The organism is Pectobacterium sp. IFB5596, assembly GCF_021432585.1.
Lineage (GTDB): Bacteria > Pseudomonadota > Gammaproteobacteria > Enterobacterales > Enterobacteriaceae > Pectobacterium > Pectobacterium punjabense.
Genome location: NZ_LXFY01000006.1, coordinates 39,533 through 58,980, shown reverse-complemented (window position 1 = coordinate 58,980; position 19,448 = coordinate 39,533). Strand labels below are relative to the sequence as shown.

General features: G+C 53.7%; 14 protein-coding genes. 4 read left to right on the top strand and 10 right to left on the bottom strand.

Annotated features, from left to right (window positions below; all coding sequences use genetic code 11):
• Window positions 1–117: 117 nt before the first annotated feature.
• The 3 genes from patD to A6301_RS07330 all read left to right on the top strand — a co-directional run bounded on the left by patD (window position 118) and on the right by A6301_RS07330 (window position 5,847).
• The gene (gene patD / locus A6301_RS07340; RefSeq protein WP_107170295.1) at window positions 118–1,542 is read left to right on the top strand and encodes an aminobutyraldehyde dehydrogenase; all 1,425 of its coding nucleotides are present in this window, start codon (window positions 118–120) and stop codon (window positions 1,540–1,542) included.
• A 325-nt stretch (window positions 1,543–1,867) separates the two neighbouring features.
• Window positions 1,868–3,274: a putrescine aminotransferase gene (gene ygjG, locus A6301_RS07335; RefSeq protein ID WP_205541859.1), complete on the top strand. Its 1,407-nt coding sequence runs from the start codon at window positions 1,868–1,870 to the stop codon at window positions 3,272–3,274.
• A 911-nt stretch (window positions 3,275–4,185) separates the two neighbouring features.
• A complete protein-coding gene (locus A6301_RS07330; RefSeq protein ID WP_234257453.1) occupies window positions 4,186–5,847 on the top strand; it encodes a methyl-accepting chemotaxis protein in 1,662 nt (553 codons plus the stop codon).
• Window positions 5,848–5,992: 145 nt separating this feature from the next.
• Here A6301_RS07330 and A6301_RS07325 read toward each other — a convergent pair whose 3' ends face one another.
• Window positions 5,993–7,537 carry a carboxylesterase/lipase family protein gene (locus tag A6301_RS07325; protein ID WP_234257452.1) on the bottom strand — a complete coding sequence of 515 codons (1,545 nt, stop codon included), beginning with the start codon at window positions 7,535–7,537 and terminating at the stop codon, window positions 5,993–5,995.
• 223 nt (window positions 7,538–7,760) lie between these two features.
• Window positions 7,761–8,747, bottom strand: coding sequence for a class I SAM-dependent methyltransferase (locus tag A6301_RS07320; protein WP_107170291.1), 987 nt, complete (start codon window positions 8,745–8,747; stop codon window positions 7,761–7,763).
• A 119-nt stretch (window positions 8,748–8,866) separates the two neighbouring features.
• Here A6301_RS07320 and A6301_RS07315 point away from each other — a divergent pair, with 119 nt between their 5' ends.
• A complete protein-coding gene (locus A6301_RS07315; RefSeq protein WP_234257451.1) occupies window positions 8,867–9,805 on the top strand; it encodes an AraC family transcriptional regulator in 939 nt (312 codons plus the stop codon).
• Between the two features lie 71 nt (window positions 9,806–9,876).
• On the opposite strand, the gene A6301_RS07310 is transcribed toward A6301_RS07315, so the two are convergent.
• From A6301_RS07310 to A6301_RS07275, 8 genes are all read right to left on the bottom strand, one after another.
• Window positions 9,877–10,116: a hypothetical protein gene (locus tag A6301_RS07310; RefSeq protein ID WP_107170290.1), complete on the bottom strand. Its 240-nt coding sequence runs from the start codon at window positions 10,114–10,116 to the stop codon at window positions 9,877–9,879.
• Between the two features lie 108 nt (window positions 10,117–10,224).
• Window positions 10,225–11,685 (bottom strand): AMP nucleosidase, encoded by a 1,461-nt coding sequence (locus tag A6301_RS07305; protein WP_107170289.1) that lies wholly within the window; start codon window positions 11,683–11,685, stop codon window positions 10,225–10,227.
• 129 nt (window positions 11,686–11,814) lie between these two features.
• Window positions 11,815–13,593 carry an ABC transporter permease subunit gene (locus A6301_RS07300; protein ID WP_234257450.1) on the bottom strand — a complete coding sequence of 593 codons (1,779 nt, stop codon included), beginning with the start codon at window positions 13,591–13,593 and terminating at the stop codon, window positions 11,815–11,817.
• A 37-nt stretch (window positions 13,594–13,630) separates the two neighbouring features.
• On the bottom strand, window positions 13,631–15,139 hold the full coding sequence (locus A6301_RS07295) for an ABC transporter substrate-binding protein (protein WP_234257449.1): 1,509 nt from the start codon (window positions 15,137–15,139) through the stop codon (window positions 13,631–13,633).
• A gap of 10 nt (window positions 15,140–15,149) precedes the next feature.
• Complete coding sequence (locus A6301_RS07290) at window positions 15,150–16,397, bottom strand: MFS transporter (protein ID WP_107170286.1); 1,248 nt, start codon at window positions 16,395–16,397, stop codon at window positions 15,150–15,152.
• A 100-nt stretch (window positions 16,398–16,497) separates the two neighbouring features.
• Window positions 16,498–17,316 (bottom strand): ABC transporter ATP-binding protein, encoded by an 819-nt coding sequence (locus tag A6301_RS07285; RefSeq protein WP_215482868.1) that lies wholly within the window; start codon window positions 17,314–17,316, stop codon window positions 16,498–16,500.
• A complete protein-coding gene (locus tag A6301_RS07280) occupies window positions 17,313–18,176 on the bottom strand; it encodes an ABC transporter ATP-binding protein (RefSeq protein ID WP_234257448.1) in 864 nt (287 codons plus the stop codon). The genes A6301_RS07285 and A6301_RS07280 overlap by 4 nt, the downstream gene beginning before the upstream one ends.
• A 202-nt stretch (window positions 18,177–18,378) precedes the next feature.
• Entirely contained in the window at window positions 18,379–19,299 is a 921-nt protein-coding gene (locus tag A6301_RS07275) for an Rpn family recombination-promoting nuclease/putative transposase (protein WP_234257447.1), read from the bottom strand.
• Window positions 19,300–19,448: the final 149 nt, after the last annotated feature.

Here is a 19,448-nt window from a genome sequence, read left to right as displayed (position 1 = left end):
GATGCCGCCTGTTGCAGAACGGATTGACGCTCAAACATAACGTGGCAGGTTTTTTGCACAGACATTTTGCAGATAGTGATGAAAAACACGATCGTTTTCTCTCTGTAAGGAAAATGTATGCATGACAAATTACTGATAGAAGGCAAGCTGGTTGCAGGAAAGGGCGAGGCATTGGCGGTATTCAACCCCGCAACGGGAGAGCAAATTGCTACCATTGCGCAGGCCGATCTGCACCAGGTTGATGCAGCCGTTCTGGCTGCGGAGTCCGCCTTTGCACACTGGGGACAAACCACGCCGAAAACACGCGCCACGCTGTTGCTACGGATTGCCGATGCCATTGAGGAAAACGCTGAGACGTTCGCCGAGCTGGAGTCATTGAACTGCGGTAAACCTTACCATGCCGCGCTAAATGATGAAGTCCCCGCGGTGGCCGATGTCTTTCGTTTTTTTGCCGGGGCGGCACGTTGCTTGAGCGGTTCAGCCGCGGGAGAATATCTGGAAGGACACACCTCGATGATACGGCGCGATCCGGTTGGTGTGGTAGCGTCCATTGCCCCATGGAATTACCCGCTGATGATGGCATCGTGGAAGCTGGCACCCGCGCTGGCGGCAGGAAACTGCGTGGTGCTGAAACCGGCGGAGCAAACCCCGCTGACGACATTCTATCTGGCGCACCTGCTGGCGGAGATACTTCCTGCTGGCGTGGTGAATATCCTGTTTGGTCGTGGTGCAGATATCGGTGATGCGCTGACAGGGCATGAGAAAGTCAATATGGTGTCGCTAACCGGTTCGATTGCGACCGGAGCGCATATTCTTGCCCATACTGCTGCTAGCGTAAAGCGCACGCATATGGAGTTGGGCGGCAAAGCGCCAGTGATTGTGTTCGATGATGCCGATATCGATCAGGTGGTTGATGGCATTCGCAGTTTCGGTTTCTACAACGCGGGGCAAGACTGTACTGCTGCCTGTCGACTGTATGTACAGCGTGCGATTTACGATGAGGTCGTGGAAGCATTAGGAAAAGCGGTGGCAACGCTGAAAATAGGCGATCCGCACGATGAAACGACCGAGCTGGGGCCGTTGATTACTGAGCCGCAGCTTGAACGTGTGATTGGTTTTGTCGAACGAGCAAAAGCGCTGCCGCACATCACGGTGGTGACGGGTGGCGAGCGGGTGAAAGGGCAGGGATTCTATTTCCAGCCTACGGTGTTGGCAGGCGCAAAGCAGGAAGATGAAATCGTCCAGAAAGAGGTGTTTGGTCCCGTCATTTCTATTACGCCGTTTGACGATGAGGCGCAGGTGATTGGCTGGGCGAATGCCTCGCATTACGGGCTGGCTTCGTCGGTCTGGACGCGCGATATCGGGCGAGCACACCGTCTGGCCGCATGTCTTCAGTACGGCTGCACCTGGGTGAATACTCACTTTATGTTGGTGAGCGAAATGCCCCACGGCGGACAGAAGTTGTCTGGCTACGGCAAAGATATGTCGATGTACGGACTGGAAGATTACACCATCGTGCGTCATATCATGATTCGGCACTGAGGTTATTCACGCCGTCGGGGCTGCTTTTCCTGAAAGAACAATCAGGGGAATGAGGTAGCGAGTTTGTCCAACACAGGCGCGCCCCAAAAGAGGGCGCGCAGGGCAAAAACGGGGCAGCGCAAGATATTTTAATTGCCTTCACACTGGTATTTCCCCTTTCATGTGGTTATTAATTTTAAATATCCGTATTTAGTTCAAATCATCTGCTGAATTTTTGGTTTAGATCGCGTTTTTGTATTTTATTCTGATTTAAGACGGGCGACTGGCGTGTTATGTGCATTAATTAAATTGGCATCGCGTGATGTCCGTTTTCAAGGAGCGCATTTTGTCCAGATCAAACGCCCACCTTAACCCGCTAGAGTGTACTCAGCAGGCACTGCATTGGATTCATAGTGATACGCTATCCCACGATGACATAGCGGCACTGAATCGCGAAGTTTTGAGTTGTTTTCGTGAATACGTCAATCCAGGTTTTCTGGAGTACCGAAAATCTGTCACTACCGGCGGCGATTATGGCGCAGTCGAATGGCGCGCCAGCGGCCCGAATACGTTGATTGATACCCAAGGGAATGAATATCTGGACTGTCTGGGCGGTTACGGCATTTTTAACGTGGGGCACCGTAACCCTAATGTGATTGCCGCCGTTGAGAGTCAGCTTGCCAGACAACCGCTGCATAGCCAGGAACTACTCGACCCGCTGCGAGGGCTGTTGGCAAAAACGCTGGCGGCGCTGACGCCGGGCAATTTGAAATACAGCTTCTTCTGTAATAGTGGAACGGAATCGGTGGAAGCAGCCCTGAAGCTGGCGAAGGCCTACCAATCACCGCGTGGTAAATATACGTTTATCGCCGCAACCGGTGCCTTCCACGGGAAATCGCTCGGTGCGCTTTCCGCCACCGCCAAACCCGCGTTTCGTCGACCTTTCATGCCGCTGTTACCCGGCTTCCATCATGTTGCTTTTGGCGATATTAGCGCCATGCGCAAGCAGGTCCAGCAATGCCAGAAGACCGGCGATGACGTTGCCGCCATCATCCTTGAGCCCATTCAGGGGGAAGGTGGCGTGATTGTGCCACCGGAGAATTACTTGCCTGCGGTCAGAGCATTATGCGATGAGGTTGGAGCGCTGCTGATTTTGGATGAAGTGCAAACCGGGATGGGGCGCACGGGTAAGATGTTCGCCTGTGAGCATTATGGCGTGCAGCCTGACATTCTGTGTCTGGCGAAGGCGCTGGGGGGCGGAGTAATGCCGATTGGTGCAACGGTGGCGACGGAAGCCGTATTCTCCGTACTGTTTGAAAATCCATTCCTGCATACCACCACGTTCGGCGGCAACCCGTTGGCCTGCGCGGCGGCGCTGGCAACTGTCAATGAACTGCTGACGAAAAATCTGGCAGAACAGGCGGCAATGCAGGGAGAATTTTTGTTACAGGGCTTACGGCAGTTGGCGACTGAGTATCCTCAACTGATTATCGAGGCGCGCGGAATGGGGTTGCTACAGGCTATCGAGTTCAGAAAAAACGAGATCGGCTACGCCTTCGCGAAAGAGTTGTTTCAGCGCAATATATTGGTCGCCGGTACGTTGAACAATGCTAAATCGGTTAGGATCGAGCCACCGCTTACCATCACGCACGAGCAATGTGCCTGTGTGCTGAAAGAGGCAAAAGAGGTACTTAAGAAACTTAGTGGCACAATGCCTGACGAAAATAAAATGAAGGAATATGCAGTAGAGTGAAAAACAAGACGGAAACACGTAGAACGCGATTATGGCCACACCGAAAACCAGTCAGCTTTCACTGACTGGTTTTTTTATATTGCCAGGCACAAGTGGTCTACTTTCATGCTTAAAATCTAATTAGTTCATCTATGTTACGCTATATCGAACGGCTCACAACGTCGTGGTGTGGGTGTTATTATGATGCTTCGTAAACTATTAGCCTTCTAATGTATAAGTTCAATTTAATGAATGAAAACCGGAACTTCTTTTCTGATAGAAAAAATCGATCGAATACAGGGGATTGAACGGTTTAATGATCGTTATTTTCGATCGATATTCTATTTATGATAGTGTAAAGTTATAGAACGTAGACTACGGAACCTTTATGTTCTTTTTATCAGTACATAACATTAATTAAGCGCAACGTATGCCAGTAGGGTAAGGCCGAAAATGAAAACGGAGCCGTTTTTATAAATGGTTTGTTTCCAACTAGTCGCGTGTACCTGTGATTCTTAGGATGGAATAAAAAGGGGCTTGAATTAATTTACCAAGTAAACAATTTCAGTAAGTAAATGTCGTCTACATACTTATTATTTTAAAACTATATATGGCTAAATGAGTTTCTTATGCCTCTATACTCGTCATACTTCAAGTTGCATGTGCGTTGACAGCGTTCAGTCATCTGAATCACTTACTTAAGTAAGCTCATCGGGACTCCTTCGCTTGCCGCCTGCCTGAAACTCGAATTATTTAGAGTGTACTCTGCTGTTTACATCAGAAAATAAGAAATTTAGAAGGGCCAGGGACCCTGTTGTGATAACGATTCACTTTACCGTTTGTCGTATTTTATTTAGACCAGTCATCGGTAATATGTTTATCAATCGCCATAGGGAAAATATTTTGCAAAAATGTAAAGTTCTGGTGCTGACATGGATTTATTTAAAAATATAAAAATTGGGAAGCGGCTTTCTCTGGGCTTTGGTTTGTTAATCATGCTGACGCTTGTTTTGTCATCTGTGGGCTATTATTTCATGAAAAACATTGGTGCCGAGGTTGATGAAATCACCGAGGATCGAATGATAAAAGTCGACATGCTGCGTGATATTCAAGATATATTAAATACTAACATTCGTACTTTACGCGACATTATCCTCCTTCCAGCAGATCAACAACAGGAAAAGCAGGAACTCAAGGTTATCATAGTAAAAACGACCAACTCGGCAAGTGAAATATATAAAAATCTCGATAGCGGTATCAACTCGCAAAAAGGGCGGGAGTTATTTAATCAACTTATCGATATCAGAAAACAGTATAGCCTGAGTATTAATAAAGCCATTGATTATGCGATGGAAGATCAGGATACGTTGGCTACTGAATTAGTGTTTGGCGATATCGCTACTATCCAGTCGCTTTATTTTACCAAGCTCCGTGAGTTAACGGAGTTACAGGTGTCGTTCGTTGACCATGCCAAACAGGTGACGAAAGAATATATCAATAATGCGCTGTTGTGGATGGCAGTGCTATCGGTCTTCTCTGCTGTTTTAGGCTGCTTTATCGCCTGGTTATTAACCCGAAGTGTCACCGTTCCGCTCTCTGTTGCGCTTTCTTCTGCGAAGCGCATCAGTGTGGGTGACTTGAGTGGTTCTATTGTGGTCAATAACCGCGATGAGACAGGTTTGCTGCTAGAGGCTATGCAGGAAATGCAAGCGGCGCTGACGCAAATGGTTGTTGGCGTCAGAAACAATGCGGAGAGCGTTGCTACGGCCAGTATGCAGATTGCTCAAGGTAATGCCGATTTGTCATCACGGACTGAAGAGCAGGCGAGTGCGCTGGAAGAAACGTCTTCGACCATGACGCAATTAGGCATGACGGTAAAAAACAATGCCGACAATGCCCGTCAGGCTAATGCGCTGGCCCAAAATGCGAGCACCGTCGCGCTTCAGGGAGGGGAGGTTGTCAATGACGTCGTGGATACGATGAAGTCCATTAATGAGAGCTCGCGCAGTATTGTCGATATCATTAATGTCATCGATAGCATTGCGTTCCAGACGAATATTTTGGCGCTTAACGCCGCCGTTGAAGCGGCACGAGCGGGCGAGCAGGGGCGAGGATTTGCCGTTGTTGCGGGTGAAGTGCGCAATCTGGCGCAGCGTAGCGCAGAAGCCGCTAAAGAAATTAAAAATCTGATTACTGCGAGCGTTGAGCGCGTCGAGCGTGGTTCTGTGCTGGTGAATAAAGCGGGGGAAACAATGCAGCAGGTTGTGGTGTCTATCCGCCAACTGAGCGATACCGTATCAGAGATTAGCTCCGCCAGTGCCGAACAGTCGACGGGAGTCGAACAGGTCGGCATTGCGGTTAGCCAAATGGATCAGACTACGCAGCAGAATGCCGCGTTGGTGGAAGAGTCCGCGGCAGCAGCACAAAGTCTCAAGGAACAAGCGGATCAGCTTGTCAGAGAGGTCTCGGTGTTCAAAATCGCGAGTTATGGACTATCCACACCGAAGCCAGCAACGCAGGCGCTCCCGATTGCCAGGCTTCCAGCCTCTGCCAGTGCATCGGCTTCAGGGGCGTCAGATTGGACGAGTTTCTAATATATAAACGTTATGGCTGCCAGCATGTCAGGGATATAAAGAGAATAGCGAAGTATAATAAATAGATATTGTCATAAGAGATTTGTTTGCCAGTCAGCACACACTGACTGGCTTTTTGCCTATGTCTTACCGCGTTTCACATCTGCTAGGGTGCTCCGCTTTCCGCCAGTTTCTCGATCAAATCGAGACGCGCCCGCCACGGATCGACCATCTCTCTGGTATGTTCCGCACCTGTGGCAGGGATAAACAGAATGTTGTCTTTCTGGCTGCTATAGGCGTTCCAGGCTGGTAAGCCAGTGGCATTAGGGTTACCGGTACGAGCGAAATTAACCCAATATTGGTTCATTTGCTGCGCCACCGCGCGATCCTGTGGCGTGGTTTTCTCGCCATAGCGTGCGGCTACCGTGTTAAAGACATACGGAATCTCACTGGCGTGAACGGCAGCAGGCCACTGTGCGCGCATGCTGTCGGCAACATAGCCAAAGCGGAATTGCCAAATGGGCAGCGCAGCTTTTTCCCAAATACGTGCGACAAAACGTGCCGGTTCGACCATGAAACGATCGCTTGAAACAGCCTTTGCTATCTCCTGCGGTGACATACCGTGGTAAGCCTGAAGCGCCTGCTGTCGATCGCTGGCAGGGAAGACAGCAACGGCATCGTCTGACGTCGTGACCTTCGGCGGGAAGCTGATATCGGCATCCGTGGCACCAATCATCAACGGTACTCGCTGGAAATTACCCTGACGATAGCTATCCTGCGGTTCTGCGGCGATCGCTTTGCCATCAAGCATCGGTCCAGAATAATCCGGTGTATTCATGGAGGCCATATTCAGGCCATTCACCACTTTTTCCGCAGGGATCTGCCGCAGCGCTGTCAGGGCTTTCGCATCGTGACCGCTAATGCCATTTGCGCTGGCGAAGGCGAGACCGGCCTGTTCTGCTTTTTGCCAACTTTGGTTAGGCACGATATTTTGTCTGCCGGAGCCGGATTGAATAATCGCTTTCTGGAATAATCCCTGCGAGAGCTCGCTGGTCAGCAGCGAGCCGACGGCAAAACCGCCGGCAGATTCACCAAACAGCGTGACGTTTTGCGGGTCGCCCTGAAAAACGACGATGTTTTTCTGCACCCACTTCAGCGCCGCCACTTGATCCATCAGACCGTAGTTGCCACGCAGCGGCTGGTCGGCCAGCGCCGGATGAGCAAAAAAGCCAAAGCGGCCGACGCGATAGTTAAAGCTGACGAAAACGACGCCCTGGCGGGCAAACTCCTGCCCGGAGTAAATCTCAGGTGACGCGCCGCCGTTGACGAAGCCGCCGCCATAGATCCATACCATCACAGGCAGCGGGCCTGTGGCATTGGCTGGACGCCACACGTTGATAGTCAGGCAATCCTCACTAAACCCTACGCCGAGCGGCGCGGCATCGCCGGGAAAAGGGTTCTGCATACAATCCTTGCCGTATGCCGTTGCCGGACGAATACCGTTCCAGCTTTGTACTGGCTGCGGTGGTTGCCAGCGCAGCTCGCCGATGGGAGGGGCAGCAAAGGGAATGCCTGTAAAGGCGTCGACGCCTTGTGTCGTGATGCCGCTGATATGGCCGCTATCTAACGCAACCTGCGGATCGTTTGCCAGTGCTGAGTGGCTGGCGGCAGCCATCAGTAATATCATGCTGGCAGTGATTTTTTTATCCATGCGTTTTTCCTTAGGGATGAAAACAAAAAAACCTGCCAGACGTGATGTTTCCATCACGTCTGGCAGGTTCGCCTTTTTTCAATCAGTCACGCCCTGTAATGTCATTTATAGGCGCTTTGCATCAGCCTGACAACCTTAGGTACGCAGAAATATGATAATCATCAACATGATGCACAACGGTATCGTCAGTTTTTCGACTCCAAACGCAGCTGAACAGATGTGGTTACCGACGTTTACGGGCAATCAGGACATTGAGCGGAGCCATGGGAAAAGCCTGATGACGTCGGGTTTCGACAGAGGTAAAGCCAGCAGCCAGTAACCACTGAGTGAGCTGTCCTTCTCGTGTGACGTGGCGTCCACTCATTTGCATCGGTAGATAAAACGGCAGAACGGGAGCCGCATCGTTGGCCTCTTCGGCAATTTCCGCCTGTGCAAGGACCAGTGTTCCCTCTGGTGCGAGTGTGTGGTGAAGCGTTGCCAGCATGGTGGGAATATCCTCAACAAAATGCAGGAAGGAGGAGCTCCAGATCAGATCGTATTTTTCGCTGGGAAACGCGCCGCTTTGTGCTGACAGCCGTGAGGATAACCCGGCATCGTTGATATTACGCTGTGCCACGGCAGCGGTTTGCGGCAGGTCATAGACCGTGCCGGAGATCTGCGCGTGGCGCAGCGCCAGCGTAATTGCCACCCAGCCAGGGCCACCGCCCAGATCGAGAACATGCCTGATTTGTGGGAAATCCGGCAGGCTGGAGATCAGTTGCTCAGCAAGGTCTGCGGTTACCGAGCGCTGCTCCTGCGCGATTTGCTGTTCTGCCGCGTTGGCCCACGCCGCATCGCGCGGTAATTCGCTCAACTGTGTGGGCAGTGGCTGGGGCATTCCGCCGCCGAGTCCCTGACCGAACTGGCGCAGGCTGGTGAGGCGAAAACGCCAGGCGTCACCGAGAAAACGCGGGCTGCGGCGACAGAGCACGGCTGCGCTGGCGGGGGCGATTCGATAACCGCCATGATGGCGCGTCAAAAGCTGCATACTCCACAGGATCTCAAGCAAAAATTCGGTTTTCTCCGGCTGCCACCCCAGCGCTTCCGCCAGTTGTTCCGGCGTGGTGGCGTCCTCCAACTGGTCGAAAATCTGCTGTTCCAGCGCAAGATGTAACGCGTCGGCCTGCACGCTGCTAGCGGCAAGCTGCCATAATGTCTCTAGTGGGTTCATAAGCGATCTTTCTCATTGATGGTCAGTCGATAGGGAATATGCTATCTATAAATGAGAATGGTTATTATGTTCATTGTTATGCGAGACGGCGTTTTTCATATGCGAAACGGCGAGGGAAGATGATGCAAAGACAGCGACACAGGCGAAGTGAAAAACCAGCAGGCGATCGGTGCTGTGCGAGTGAGGCTGATATCTCAGGCTCACGCCGTACTTTGCCAGATGGCATCGGAGAATGCTGGTCGGATTTCAGTCGTATTGATGCCGATCTGTCGTTGGCGCGCTCGCAATACCGGCCACGTCGTGCATGGGTGGAGGAAACCCAAAATCCACATTCACAGCCAATGCTGGTTATGACGTTTGCGCTGGCAGGGGAGTCTACCTATTGTGACAGCAGTGGCTCACAGATCTGGTTTCGTCAGCAACATGTCACTATCACGACGTTTGGCTCCAGCGTGGGCGAACGCCGTTATCAGGCCCAGCAGCATGTCGATCAACTGCGGCTGCGGATAGGGAAAACGGCGGCGGCGCGCTATTTGGGGTCGGACTGTGCGGAACAACTGTTCAGTGACGATGGTGTGCGACAGCGCGCGTTTACATCGATATCTGCGGCTAGTCAGGTTCATGTCAATGCGTTGTGCGGTGACACCGATCAACTGAATCGCCACATCCATGCGTTAAGCCTGCTGTCACAGTATCGACATCTTCTACAACCGAAAGACAGGCGTGATGCTGTTTATCCACAGGAGCGGCAGCAGTTGGAGCGGATATGTTGCTGGATGCGGGAACATTTGGCTGAGCCGCTGACGCTGGCCTGCATTGCGACTCAGGCAGGGATGAGTGAATCCCGACTCAAACTAGGGTTTCACCGCTGTTTCGCAACGACGCCGGGTCAAATGCTATTACGAATGCGAATGGAACGGGCGCACCAGCTATTGGATCAAGGGTTTCAGGTGGCGCAGACGGCCTGGCAAGTCGGCTATCGGCATCCCGCCAATTTCAGTCTGGCATTTACGCGCTATTTTAACCGTAATCCGAAAATGATTGCGGCACGTAAGTAATCTATCTTGTTGGCATTAATATCAGACCGTTAACAAATCTACTTGCGGCACGAATCAGAAATATGCCGCGCTCAGCGACCAATAAGCCGCAACTGGGTACAAAATGGGCAACCACAGCCGTTAATGGAGGTCGCATCACACTGGCCGGGGTGAATAGTTTCCAGCCCCATTGGCGTAAAGCCAGAAAAGGTGCGCTTAGGTTCATCGATATTGTTCAATCCACTCTCCGTAGACTGGGCTATTTTGGCCTGAAACGCAGAAGCTTGTGCCGCAACCAGGGAAAGAAATAGAACTGACAGACCTTTTTTCATCGAGTTTATCCGTTATGGAATTTGGTTTGTTATAACATAACAAGTTAAGCCATGCCAGCTCAGGCGAGCGCACAAATGCGGCCGCCTGTCCTAATAAAAGCCATGTAATCAGCGGAACGGTGGCTCGTTAAAGGTGCGTAGTTTACGTGAGTGCAGCTTGTCGCTTTCCGCTCGCAGTAGATCGATGGCGCAGATACCAATCTGCAAATGCTCCGAAATCGCCCCTTCATAGAAACGGTTTGCCTGTCCCGGCAGCTTGATCTCACCGTGCAACGGTTTATCCGAGACACACAGTAGCGTACCGTAAGGCACACGGAAGCGATAACCCTGTGCGGCAATCGTCGCGCTTTCCATATCGACTGCGACAGCGCGGCTGAGATTAAACCGCAGTGCGGAAGCGGCATAGCGTAGCTCCCAGTTGCGATCGTCGGTGGTGACCACGGTGCCGGTACGCAGGCGTTGCTTCACTTCTTCCCCCGGCATACCGCTGACCATCTTGGTGGCATCATACAATGCGCGCTGCACCTCGGCGATACTGGGTATCGGGATATCCGGCGGTAAAACGGCGTCCAGTACATGATCGTCACGTAGATAAGCATGTGCCAGTACGTAATCGCCAATAGACTGACTTTCGCGTAGACCGCCACAGTGGCCGATCATCAACCAGGCATGCGGGCGCATTACCGCGAGATGATCGCAGATGGTTTTCGCATTAGATGGCCCGACACCGATATTAACCATCGTAATACCTTTCCCGTGGCGGGGAATCAGATGATAGGCGGGCATCTGGTGGTTTTTCCATGCCAGATCGGATACGGTTTGCTCGGGATTGGGCGTCTCGGCTGTGATGTAGATACCGCCCGCGCAGGACAGTGCCTCATAGGGGCTAGCGGGATCGGCAATTTGCGCACAGGCCCAGCGCACAAACTCATCAACATAGCGTGTGTAGTTGGTGAAGAGAATGAATGGCTGAATGTGTTCCACTGGCGTGCCGGTATAGTGACGAAGCCGGGCAAGCGAGAAGTCGGTACGCAGTGCGTCAAAATGCGATAATGGCGACGTGGTGGTGGCATGATACAAGCCATCAGCCGTTTCATCCCCAATCTGTGACAGCTCCGTGGTCGGAAAATGTTTCGCGATGCCCGCGCTCATGGAACGATCAAGAATCAGGTCGGAACCGTCGAGCACGTAGGGGAACGGGATCTCCTGCTGTGATGGACTGACTTCAATGCTGACGTCATAGTCTCCTTCAAGCAGCGCCAGCTGTTCCGCGAGATAAGCGCGCAGAAACGCGGGGCGGGTGACGGTGGTAGAATAACTGCCGGGATGGGTAAAACGCCCATAGGCACGATGTCGAGGATGTCCGGTCGATTCACCGTTCCAGCTCACGCGCAAGGCGGGGTAGGAAAACAGCCCGGCGGCACGCGCGTTGGTATCGGGTAGCGTGCCGTGGGTGATAAAGTCTCCGATGGCGTCGCGTAGCGCCGAGACGGCATCATCATACAGCGCTTCCAGTTTATCCAGAGCCTGAGTGACGGTGAGGCTGATGTGGGATTCGCTGCTATGCATGTTCTCTCCTTTATTCACACTCTTCATATTCTGTACTTCGGCAGAGGTTAGCTAACAGCGTAACTGAAGATGCACTGACCCGCCATCGTCAAATCTGGCGGGTAAACGCTCATGAAGCGAAGCATGCGGTTAGTGCTTGTGGCGACCAGAGAGATTCGCTGCGCTCACGGCCAGTATCGACAGCACGCCGAGTGCGGCAGCCGGCGCCAGAACGCCCCAGAAGGCGCGTTCGATATATGGCATACCTTCCGCTAATACGCGTCCCCATTCCGGCGTTGGCGGTGACGCGCCCAGACCTAAAAAACCGAGTGATGCCAGCGCCAGCGCGATGCCGGGGAGCCGCAGCATGGCGTGACGAAAAAGCGGGCCAGCCAGCGCGGGCAGAATATAGAACAGGCTACGCCGTATCGGGCCCACGCCGAGTATCGGCAACATCCGAATATAAGGGCGCGCATTAATTTCAGCGACCAGCGCTGCGGTGTGGGCAGCGAGTGGAGCCCAACTGACGGCGATGACCGCTATCGCCGCACCTGTGGCCGTTGGGCCATTGACGGCGGCAACCAGCAGCCCGGCGATCACTGGCGGCAGGGCGTTAGTCACTTCGATGGGGCCGGTGAACAGACGCGGGAACAGCCCGACCAACAGGCCAATGGCGAGACAGGCCAGCGACACCGCCAGTGCCAACAGGCAGGTATTCAGCGTGCCGTGTGCAACGCGTGCGAGTAAATCACGCCCCATCGCGTCTGCGCCAAAGGGCAGCGCGAATGAAGGCGGTTGCAGGCGTAAAAAAGAGGAGGTAACGGGATCGCGCGGCAGACCCGCGAGTAGCAGAAGTGCCAACAGCAGTACGCAGACAATCGGTAGCCAGATGGCGTGGCGAGACACGAGGCTAGCGCGTTCTTCCGGCACCGGCATTGCCCCGCTGCGCAGTGCACGTCCGAGGATCAGCAGCCGCACACCGCCAGCCGCCATGCCAGCTAGCGAGGCGATAAGGAGTAATATCAGCACGCCGACCTGCAATGCAGGCAGATCCTGCGCGGCAGCGGCGCCCAGCGTTGCGCGTCCCAGACCGGGAATAGCAAACACTTTTTCGACGGCAATGGCACCGCCAGTTAGCGATACCAGTACCAATCCGACCAGTGGCATCACGCTGGGCAGCGTGCGTTTCAGCACGGCCAGCGCGATATGACGACGGCTCACGCCTGCCACACTCCAGGTGGTGAGCCAGTTTTCGCTAAAGGTGGCGGAGAGCGCATCGGCAATAATCCGGCCAAGGTAACCGCCTGCCGGAATACCGAGCGCCAGCGACGGCAGCACCGCGTAGTGCAGGCCTAGCCAGCCATAAGGGGGAAACCACTGTAGCCAGACGGCACCGACAATCAGCAGAAATGACGCCAGCAGGAATTCGGGCAGCGCGGTAAAGAAGGCGGCAAACAGACCGCCTGAACGGTGAATATGACCACGAAGCCCCTGCCGGAACGTTGGGGCGCACAGCACCGCAGCCAGCGTGAAAGCCACCAGCGCCGAAGAGGCCATCAGCGTGAGCGAGACGCCCGCCGCTTGCAACATGCCTGGGAGCACGGGTTGACCAGAAACCCAGGAATTGCCTGCATCGCCGTGCAACAGGCCGGTCAGCCAGTTCAACAGTAACTGCAACGGGCCTTGAACCAGCCCGAGCGACTGACGAATCGCGTTGAGCGTTTCCGCTGTTGCTTCCTGTTCACCAGAGCGGGCGCGTAACAATGCCAACGCCGGGTCCTGGCCAGATAGCCATGGCAGCATACCAATCAGTACCACAATGCCCGCTAGCGTTAGCAGTCGCGAAAACAATGGGATCAGTACGCCATAGCGTGGGCGTTGCGTCTGGTTAATGTTGGCACAGGTGCGGCAGTACAGCGATTCGCTCATAGACTCTTCATCTTTCTGGTTACAGGTGCGTTACCTGCTATTTCGTCGCAGCAATATGCGTGGCTGAATTGATCAGCGTACGTTCACGTGGGTCGCGCAGTGCGTCTTTCACCTGTGCGCCTTCCCCCTGAATGACGCGTTCATGCAGCATTGGGATCGCGGCATCGCTGGCAAGGATCAGATTTTCTGCCTGCATAATGGCCTGACGGCGCGCTTCTCCTGCGGGAATAGCCGCTGCTTTTTGCAGAGCCTGATCGATTTCCGGGCGGCACAACTGAGCGATATTGAACGACCCTTCACAGGCAAAGTCGCTATACAGATAAGCAACGGGATCGCCGGAGTCTAGCACCGTTGCTCGCGATAAAATAAAGGCGTCAAACTTTCCTGCCAGCGCGTCAGACTCAATCTGCGCATACTCACGTACAACTTGCTTTACCGTAAATCCAGCGGCAGCGAGTTGCTGTGCCAGATAGACCGCGACTTCAGGTAGCTCGGCGCGATCGCTGAAAGTGGCTAGCGTGATGGTGGCACCCGCAGGCGTACCGGCTTTAATCGGATTCGCCACGGGTTGGCGCAGCTCGGCAGCCCATGGCAGCGCAGGGCCTAACAACCCTTGGGCGACATCGGCACGCTTCTCATACACATTATCCACCAATTGCTGGCGGTTGATCGCATCGCGTACGGCAGCCCGCATTGTGGGATCTTGCATCACGCCATGGCGCGTATTCAGATACAGCGTGTTGGTGCGTGGCATGGGGACTTCATGCACCAGTGATTGATCCAGCAGCGGAGCCTGAGAAACCGGAATGGCTTCGACAATATCTGCCGTACCGGTACGTAAGGCGGCAGCACGTGCTGCGCCATCGGACACAAAGCTGACATCAATACCGCTGGCCTGTGCTTTCTCCCCCCAGTAGCCGTCGAACCGATCCAATACCGCGCTGCTGGTGCCCGTGACGCTACGCAGAGCGAACGGGCCGCTTCCGGTGTTGATCGGATTAACGACTCGATTTTTACCGTACGCATGCGTGGAGAGGATCGCCAATTGCGGGCTGGATAAACGCTGTGGCAGCAGTGGATCGGGTTTCGCAGTGGAAACAATAACAGCACTATCGCCATCGGCTTTTATCGTTAACTGCACGCCGTCCAGAATACGCGGCTTGGGCGATGCGGTGGAGGCCACCGTCAGCGCATTCACTACCGTGGCGGCGTTTAATGTGGTGTTGTCATGAAAATGGACGTTGGGACGCAGTTCAAAACGCCAGGATTTATCATCGATCTGCTGCCATTTTGTCGCCAGCGCGGGCTGGGCTTCACCCAGTTTGTCGAGCACCACCAGCGTTTCTGCCGTACTCCAGCGTGACAGCTTAAAGGCGTCATCGCTCAGCGGCGTCAGGCCGGAGCGCGGTGGCTGGAGCATCGCCAGTTTGATTCGACCGTCATGATGTGAAGTAGGGGTTTCTTCCGGTTCATTGAAGCAGCCTGAAAGCAGTAGCGTGGCTGACAGCAGGCCGGAAACGGGCCACAGGAGATTACGCATATTCATCAATCTGTCCTTATTCATTCACGGTTGACGCGGATTTAAACGGGCGGCAGATAACCATCATGGCTAGCGAGCTGCACAAGGGGACGGCGGCGAGCAGCACCCACGGAATGGCGGCCTGTGGCGATGGTGTCAGTGCACGATCGAGTTGGCTACCGAGTATAAAATTACCGACCAGCACGGCGATGCCGCCCATTGACGCTAATGCACCATAGTGCGCGCCCAGATTCTGGTTGTTAGCAAAGCGGGGAATAAGATCCATGCCAACGGGAACGATTAACATCTGCCCCAGCGTCAGCAGGGTAATTAATGAGATAGCGGGAAGAAGACGTTGCCATCCCTCAGGCGGCGTGCTGGAGGCAAACAGCGCCACGCTAAAGAACGACGCGGCCAGCAGTGCGAAACCCAATGGCAGCATGCGTGCTGCGCCAATCCGGCGGGCAAAACGTGCTAGCGGGAGCTGTAACCCGATCACCAGCAGGGAAGCCAGCACAAACAGCGGGCCGAGATCTTTCTCACTGCTGCCAGAGCGATGCAGTTCAACTGGCAGCGCCAGATAGAGCTGGTTGTAGCTGAACAGGTAAGCGCTATAGGCGATGATGAATGCGACAAAGCGCCGTTGGCGGAAGGTCTCCCACCAGGGGGCAATCTGCAATTCGCCCCGATTGCGCTGCGTTGGCGGCAGGCTGAAAAACAGGATAATGAGCGCGATAACAAACACTCCCGCACCGGCTAGCGCCACGCGCTGGAATCCGTATCCCGCCAGCACCGAGCCGAGCAACGGCCCTAGCACGGCACCCAGCTCGCCGCAAATGGCAAACAGGGCGAACCATTCGGAACGGCTACGCTTTCCCTCTTTTTCGCTTTGCGTACCGGCCTGCGCCATCAGCGCTTCAATGGCGGGAGAGAACAGGGCACCACCAACCCCGGTCAGACAGGCACCGAGGATGATCGGCCACAGCGAGTCGCCTAGCGCCAGCAGTAAATAGCCGCTAATGCGCACCACACAGCCGCACAGGATAATCACGCGTGCACCGAAGCGGTCTGCCAGTGCGCCGCCGACTAAAAACATGCCCTGCTGAGAAAAGGTGCGTAAGCCAATCACTAGCCCGATAGCCCAGCCGGACAGCAGCATGTCATCGCGCAGGAAAATAGCCAGAAACGGCACAACGGCATAAAAACCAATGTTGAAAACAAGCTGGCTACCCAGAAGTAGCGGGGGATAAGGCCGTGGAGCGCGGTTGGCGGTAAGGTCTAACATTCAATCATCCGTTATAGAACAAGCCGTGATAGAAATCCCCGTGATGGGGAAATGTGTTATTGACGCGGTATTTTATTGTGAAACGGGTGTTTTGAGCGAGCTAATAGCCTAGGGTCGACAGTACGGGAACGGCCTGCAATAGGCGGGCGGTGTGCGGTTGCTGCGGTGAAGTCAAGACCGCAGCCGTGGGGCGATCTTCGATGATACGCCCGCTATCCATAACCAGCATTCTGTCGCACAACCCGGCGAGCATAGAAATGTCGTGCGATACCATCAGCAATCCCATCTTGTTTTGTTCAGTGACGTGTTGCAGCAGGGTTTTGATCTGTTCACGTAACGGTAAATCCAGACCGCTGACGGGTTCATCCGCCAGTAAAAAATCGGGGCGAATAATCAACGCTCGCGCCAGCGCGACGCGCTGCGCCTGCCCACCAGAAAGCTGACCAGCGGCTTTGTCCAACAGCGTTGTACTTAGTTCGACTTGTTCCATGACATTGCGCAGGGATACTGGCGCATTTTCACCAGGACGCAGGCGCTTTAGCGGCTCAGTGAGGAGATCGGCGACGCGTTGGCGTGGGGCAAGCGAACCTGCTGGATCTTGCGGAATATACTGAACGCGGCGGCGATACCAAAGCAACGAACGTACCGAACCGGGCTTAATCAGGTTACCGTCACAGTACACCGTACCACTCTCCGGCGCTTCAAGTGCGAGCAGCGTTTTCAGTAAGGTAGATTTACCGCAGCCCGAGGCACCAACCAGACCGACACGTTCGTGACGGTGCAAGTGTAGCGACAGGTCGTGAAAAATCGCACTGGCAGGATCGGCCTTTTGCCACGGTAAACGCGACGTCTGGCGATAGCGGCTGACGTGCTCAAGACTTAAAAAAGGTGAAGGAACTGCATGCAGGTGGTGATTCATCCGGCAAGCGCTCCGGCAACGGGTAACACACTAGTGGGTAAGATATTGATGGGTAAAACATTGGTTGATAAAAAATTGGTTGATAAAACATCGTCAGCGCGACGGGCAGCAGCCACCAAACGACGAGTATAAGGATGTTGTGGTGCATTCAGTAGTTGCAGCATACTGCCGGATTCAACGATCTGACCATTTTCCATTACCAGACCGCGCTGGCAGAGTTGGGCGGCGACGGCAATATCATGCGTAATAAACAGCAGTGCAGGTGCATCCGGCTGCGCGCTACGTTCCTGTAAGACGCGTAATACCTGCTGCTGAGTGATGACATCAAGCGCGGTTGTGGGTTCGTCTGCCACCAGTAACCGAGTTTTGCCAAGCAGCGCGAGGGTAATACAAACACGCTGACGCTGACCGCCGGACAGTTCGGCAGGGTAGCGCTGCAATAGGTTGGGAATATCGTCCAGCTTCATGGCTGTCAGAAGCGCAGCAAGCTCAGCAGAAGAGGGGGATTTCAACGCCAGCGAGAGCTGTTTCCCTAACGGCATGAGCGGATTCAGCGCCGTCGCAGAGTCTTGAAAAACGGCAGATGCCCGACTGGTATGCGGGCGCGCCAGCGCTTTCAACTGACTGACCTCTTCACCATTTACCTTAATACTGCCGCTAATCTGGCAGCCTGTGGCTGGGGTGCCGATCACGGCTTTAGCCGTGAGGGATTTACCTGAACCCGATGCGCCGAGTAAACAGACGCGTTCGCCTGCGAACAGCGTAAAGCTGATGTCACTGACTTTGGTTTCACCACCAATAGACAGGCGAAGGTTCTCCACCTGAAGAATGGCGTCTGTGTGTCTGTCCCAACTGATCATGGTTAAAGTATACGGTTGATGTAAATAGATATGTAATAACATAACAAATTAAAGCAAAATGATGCAAAGGAAATGTGATCCAGAGCGAATAAATTGGCGCAGAGACGCCGTCTTAGTCGACTGCGTCGATGATTAAATAGAGGGGGTAAAGAATAAACCGTAGGGAAGTGCGGACTATCTCGTGGCGTTGTATTTTTAGAGCCTACTCATTCGGTGGGTCAACAAGCTGTGCCAGTTCCGTCGCGCTCAACTGAGTAATCTGACAAACCTGCGCAGGTTCCATGCCGCTAAGCAGGAGCTGACGAGCAATGTTTCGAGCACTGGCTTTCATACCATGCTGTATTCCTTGCTGCATGCCATGTTTGATGCCTTTTTCAAACCCGATTTTCTCAAGCTGCTGTGCGATGGTCATGATCGCCTCCCGATCCGTTGACAGAGACTGCGCGACGGCCTCAATAAACGCTGCCGGTTTTGATGTATTGCCGCTCCGCGCGATGTAAAACAGAAGCGCTCTTTTTTGCGGCAGCGGCACCTGCCAGCGCTCAAATAATAGCCCGATATCCTGCGCTAGTTCCAGCATATCTCGCGTGCGAATGTGTTTTTGTACTAATTCTAGTAGCGCTACGCGGCGATGCGTCTTGATTTCCTCATCTTGGATTACCGTTAGGTCAATCAAAGGAAAGGATGAATTGTAGAGCTTTTCTGCCTGAATAGCGTCGGTAAAACCGTCGAGCCAACGCAGCGTATAGGGATAAGGGCTACGCTGGCCGTGATAAAACAGTAAAGGAACGACGAGCGGCAACGTGTCGTGACCTTGAGAGAGGTGCTGTTGCATAGCAGCTAGCGCGTAGCGCAGCAGGCGAAATGGCATCAGTTTTTCTGGGCGACTCTGATGCTCAATCACACAATAGATATAGCCTTGTCCTGCGGTGGTCTGAATTGAATACAGCATATCCGATATTCTTGCGCGTAGTTCCTCGTCAACAAAAGAGGCCGATTGCAGTTGTAGCGAGCTGAAATCGCAGATATTCCTGATTTCTTCTGGCAGATGAATGGCGAAGAAATCCTTTGCGACAGCGGGATCGCTGAGAAACTGTTTAAACATCGCATCATGCGCGGCCATGCTGTGTTTCCGTCCCTGAATAATCTGTAGGCAATGGTAAAAGAAGCGAATACGGGCAGGGAAGACGTGCGGAGGACGACTGTGTCGATATGGAAGGATGTGCGCAAGAAAAGTGAGAAATGCAAGTAACGACGCGATCTCACTGGGAG

Coding starts and splice junctions, on each gene's coding strand:
- A6301_RS07330 (WP_234257453.1), top strand. CDS start 4,186: ATGGATTTATTTAAAAATATAAAAATTGGGAAGCGGCTTTCTCTGGGC.
- A6301_RS07275 (WP_234257447.1), bottom strand. CDS start 19,299: ATGGCCGCGCATGATGCGATGTTTAAACAGTTTCTCAGCGATCCCGCT.
- patD (WP_107170295.1), top strand. CDS start 118: ATGCATGACAAATTACTGATAGAAGGCAAGCTGGTTGCAGGAAAGGGC.
- A6301_RS07295 (WP_234257449.1), bottom strand. CDS start 15,139: ATGAATATGCGTAATCTCCTGTGGCCCGTTTCCGGCCTGCTGTCAGCC.
- A6301_RS07315 (WP_234257451.1), top strand. CDS start 8,867: ATGATGCAAAGACAGCGACACAGGCGAAGTGAAAAACCAGCAGGCGAT.
- A6301_RS07320 (WP_107170291.1), bottom strand. CDS start 8,747: ATGAACCCACTAGAGACATTATGGCAGCTTGCCGCTAGCAGCGTGCAG.
- A6301_RS07325 (WP_234257452.1), bottom strand. CDS start 7,537: ATGGATAAAAAAATCACTGCCAGCATGATATTACTGATGGCTGCCGCC.
- A6301_RS07310 (WP_107170290.1), bottom strand. CDS start 10,116: ATGAAAAAAGGTCTGTCAGTTCTATTTCTTTCCCTGGTTGCGGCACAA.
- A6301_RS07280 (WP_234257448.1), bottom strand. CDS start 18,176: ATGATCAGTTGGGACAGACACACAGACGCCATTCTTCAGGTGGAGAAC.
- A6301_RS07285 (WP_215482868.1), bottom strand. CDS start 17,316: ATGAATCACCACCTGCATGCAGTTCCTTCACCTTTTTTAAGTCTTGAG.
- A6301_RS07300 (WP_234257450.1), bottom strand. CDS start 13,593: ATGAGCGAATCGCTGTACTGCCGCACCTGTGCCAACATTAACCAGACG.
- A6301_RS07290 (WP_107170286.1), bottom strand. CDS start 16,397: ATGTTAGACCTTACCGCCAACCGCGCTCCACGGCCTTATCCCCCGCTA.
- A6301_RS07305 (WP_107170289.1), bottom strand. CDS start 11,685: ATGCATAGCAGCGAATCCCACATCAGCCTCACCGTCACTCAGGCTCTG.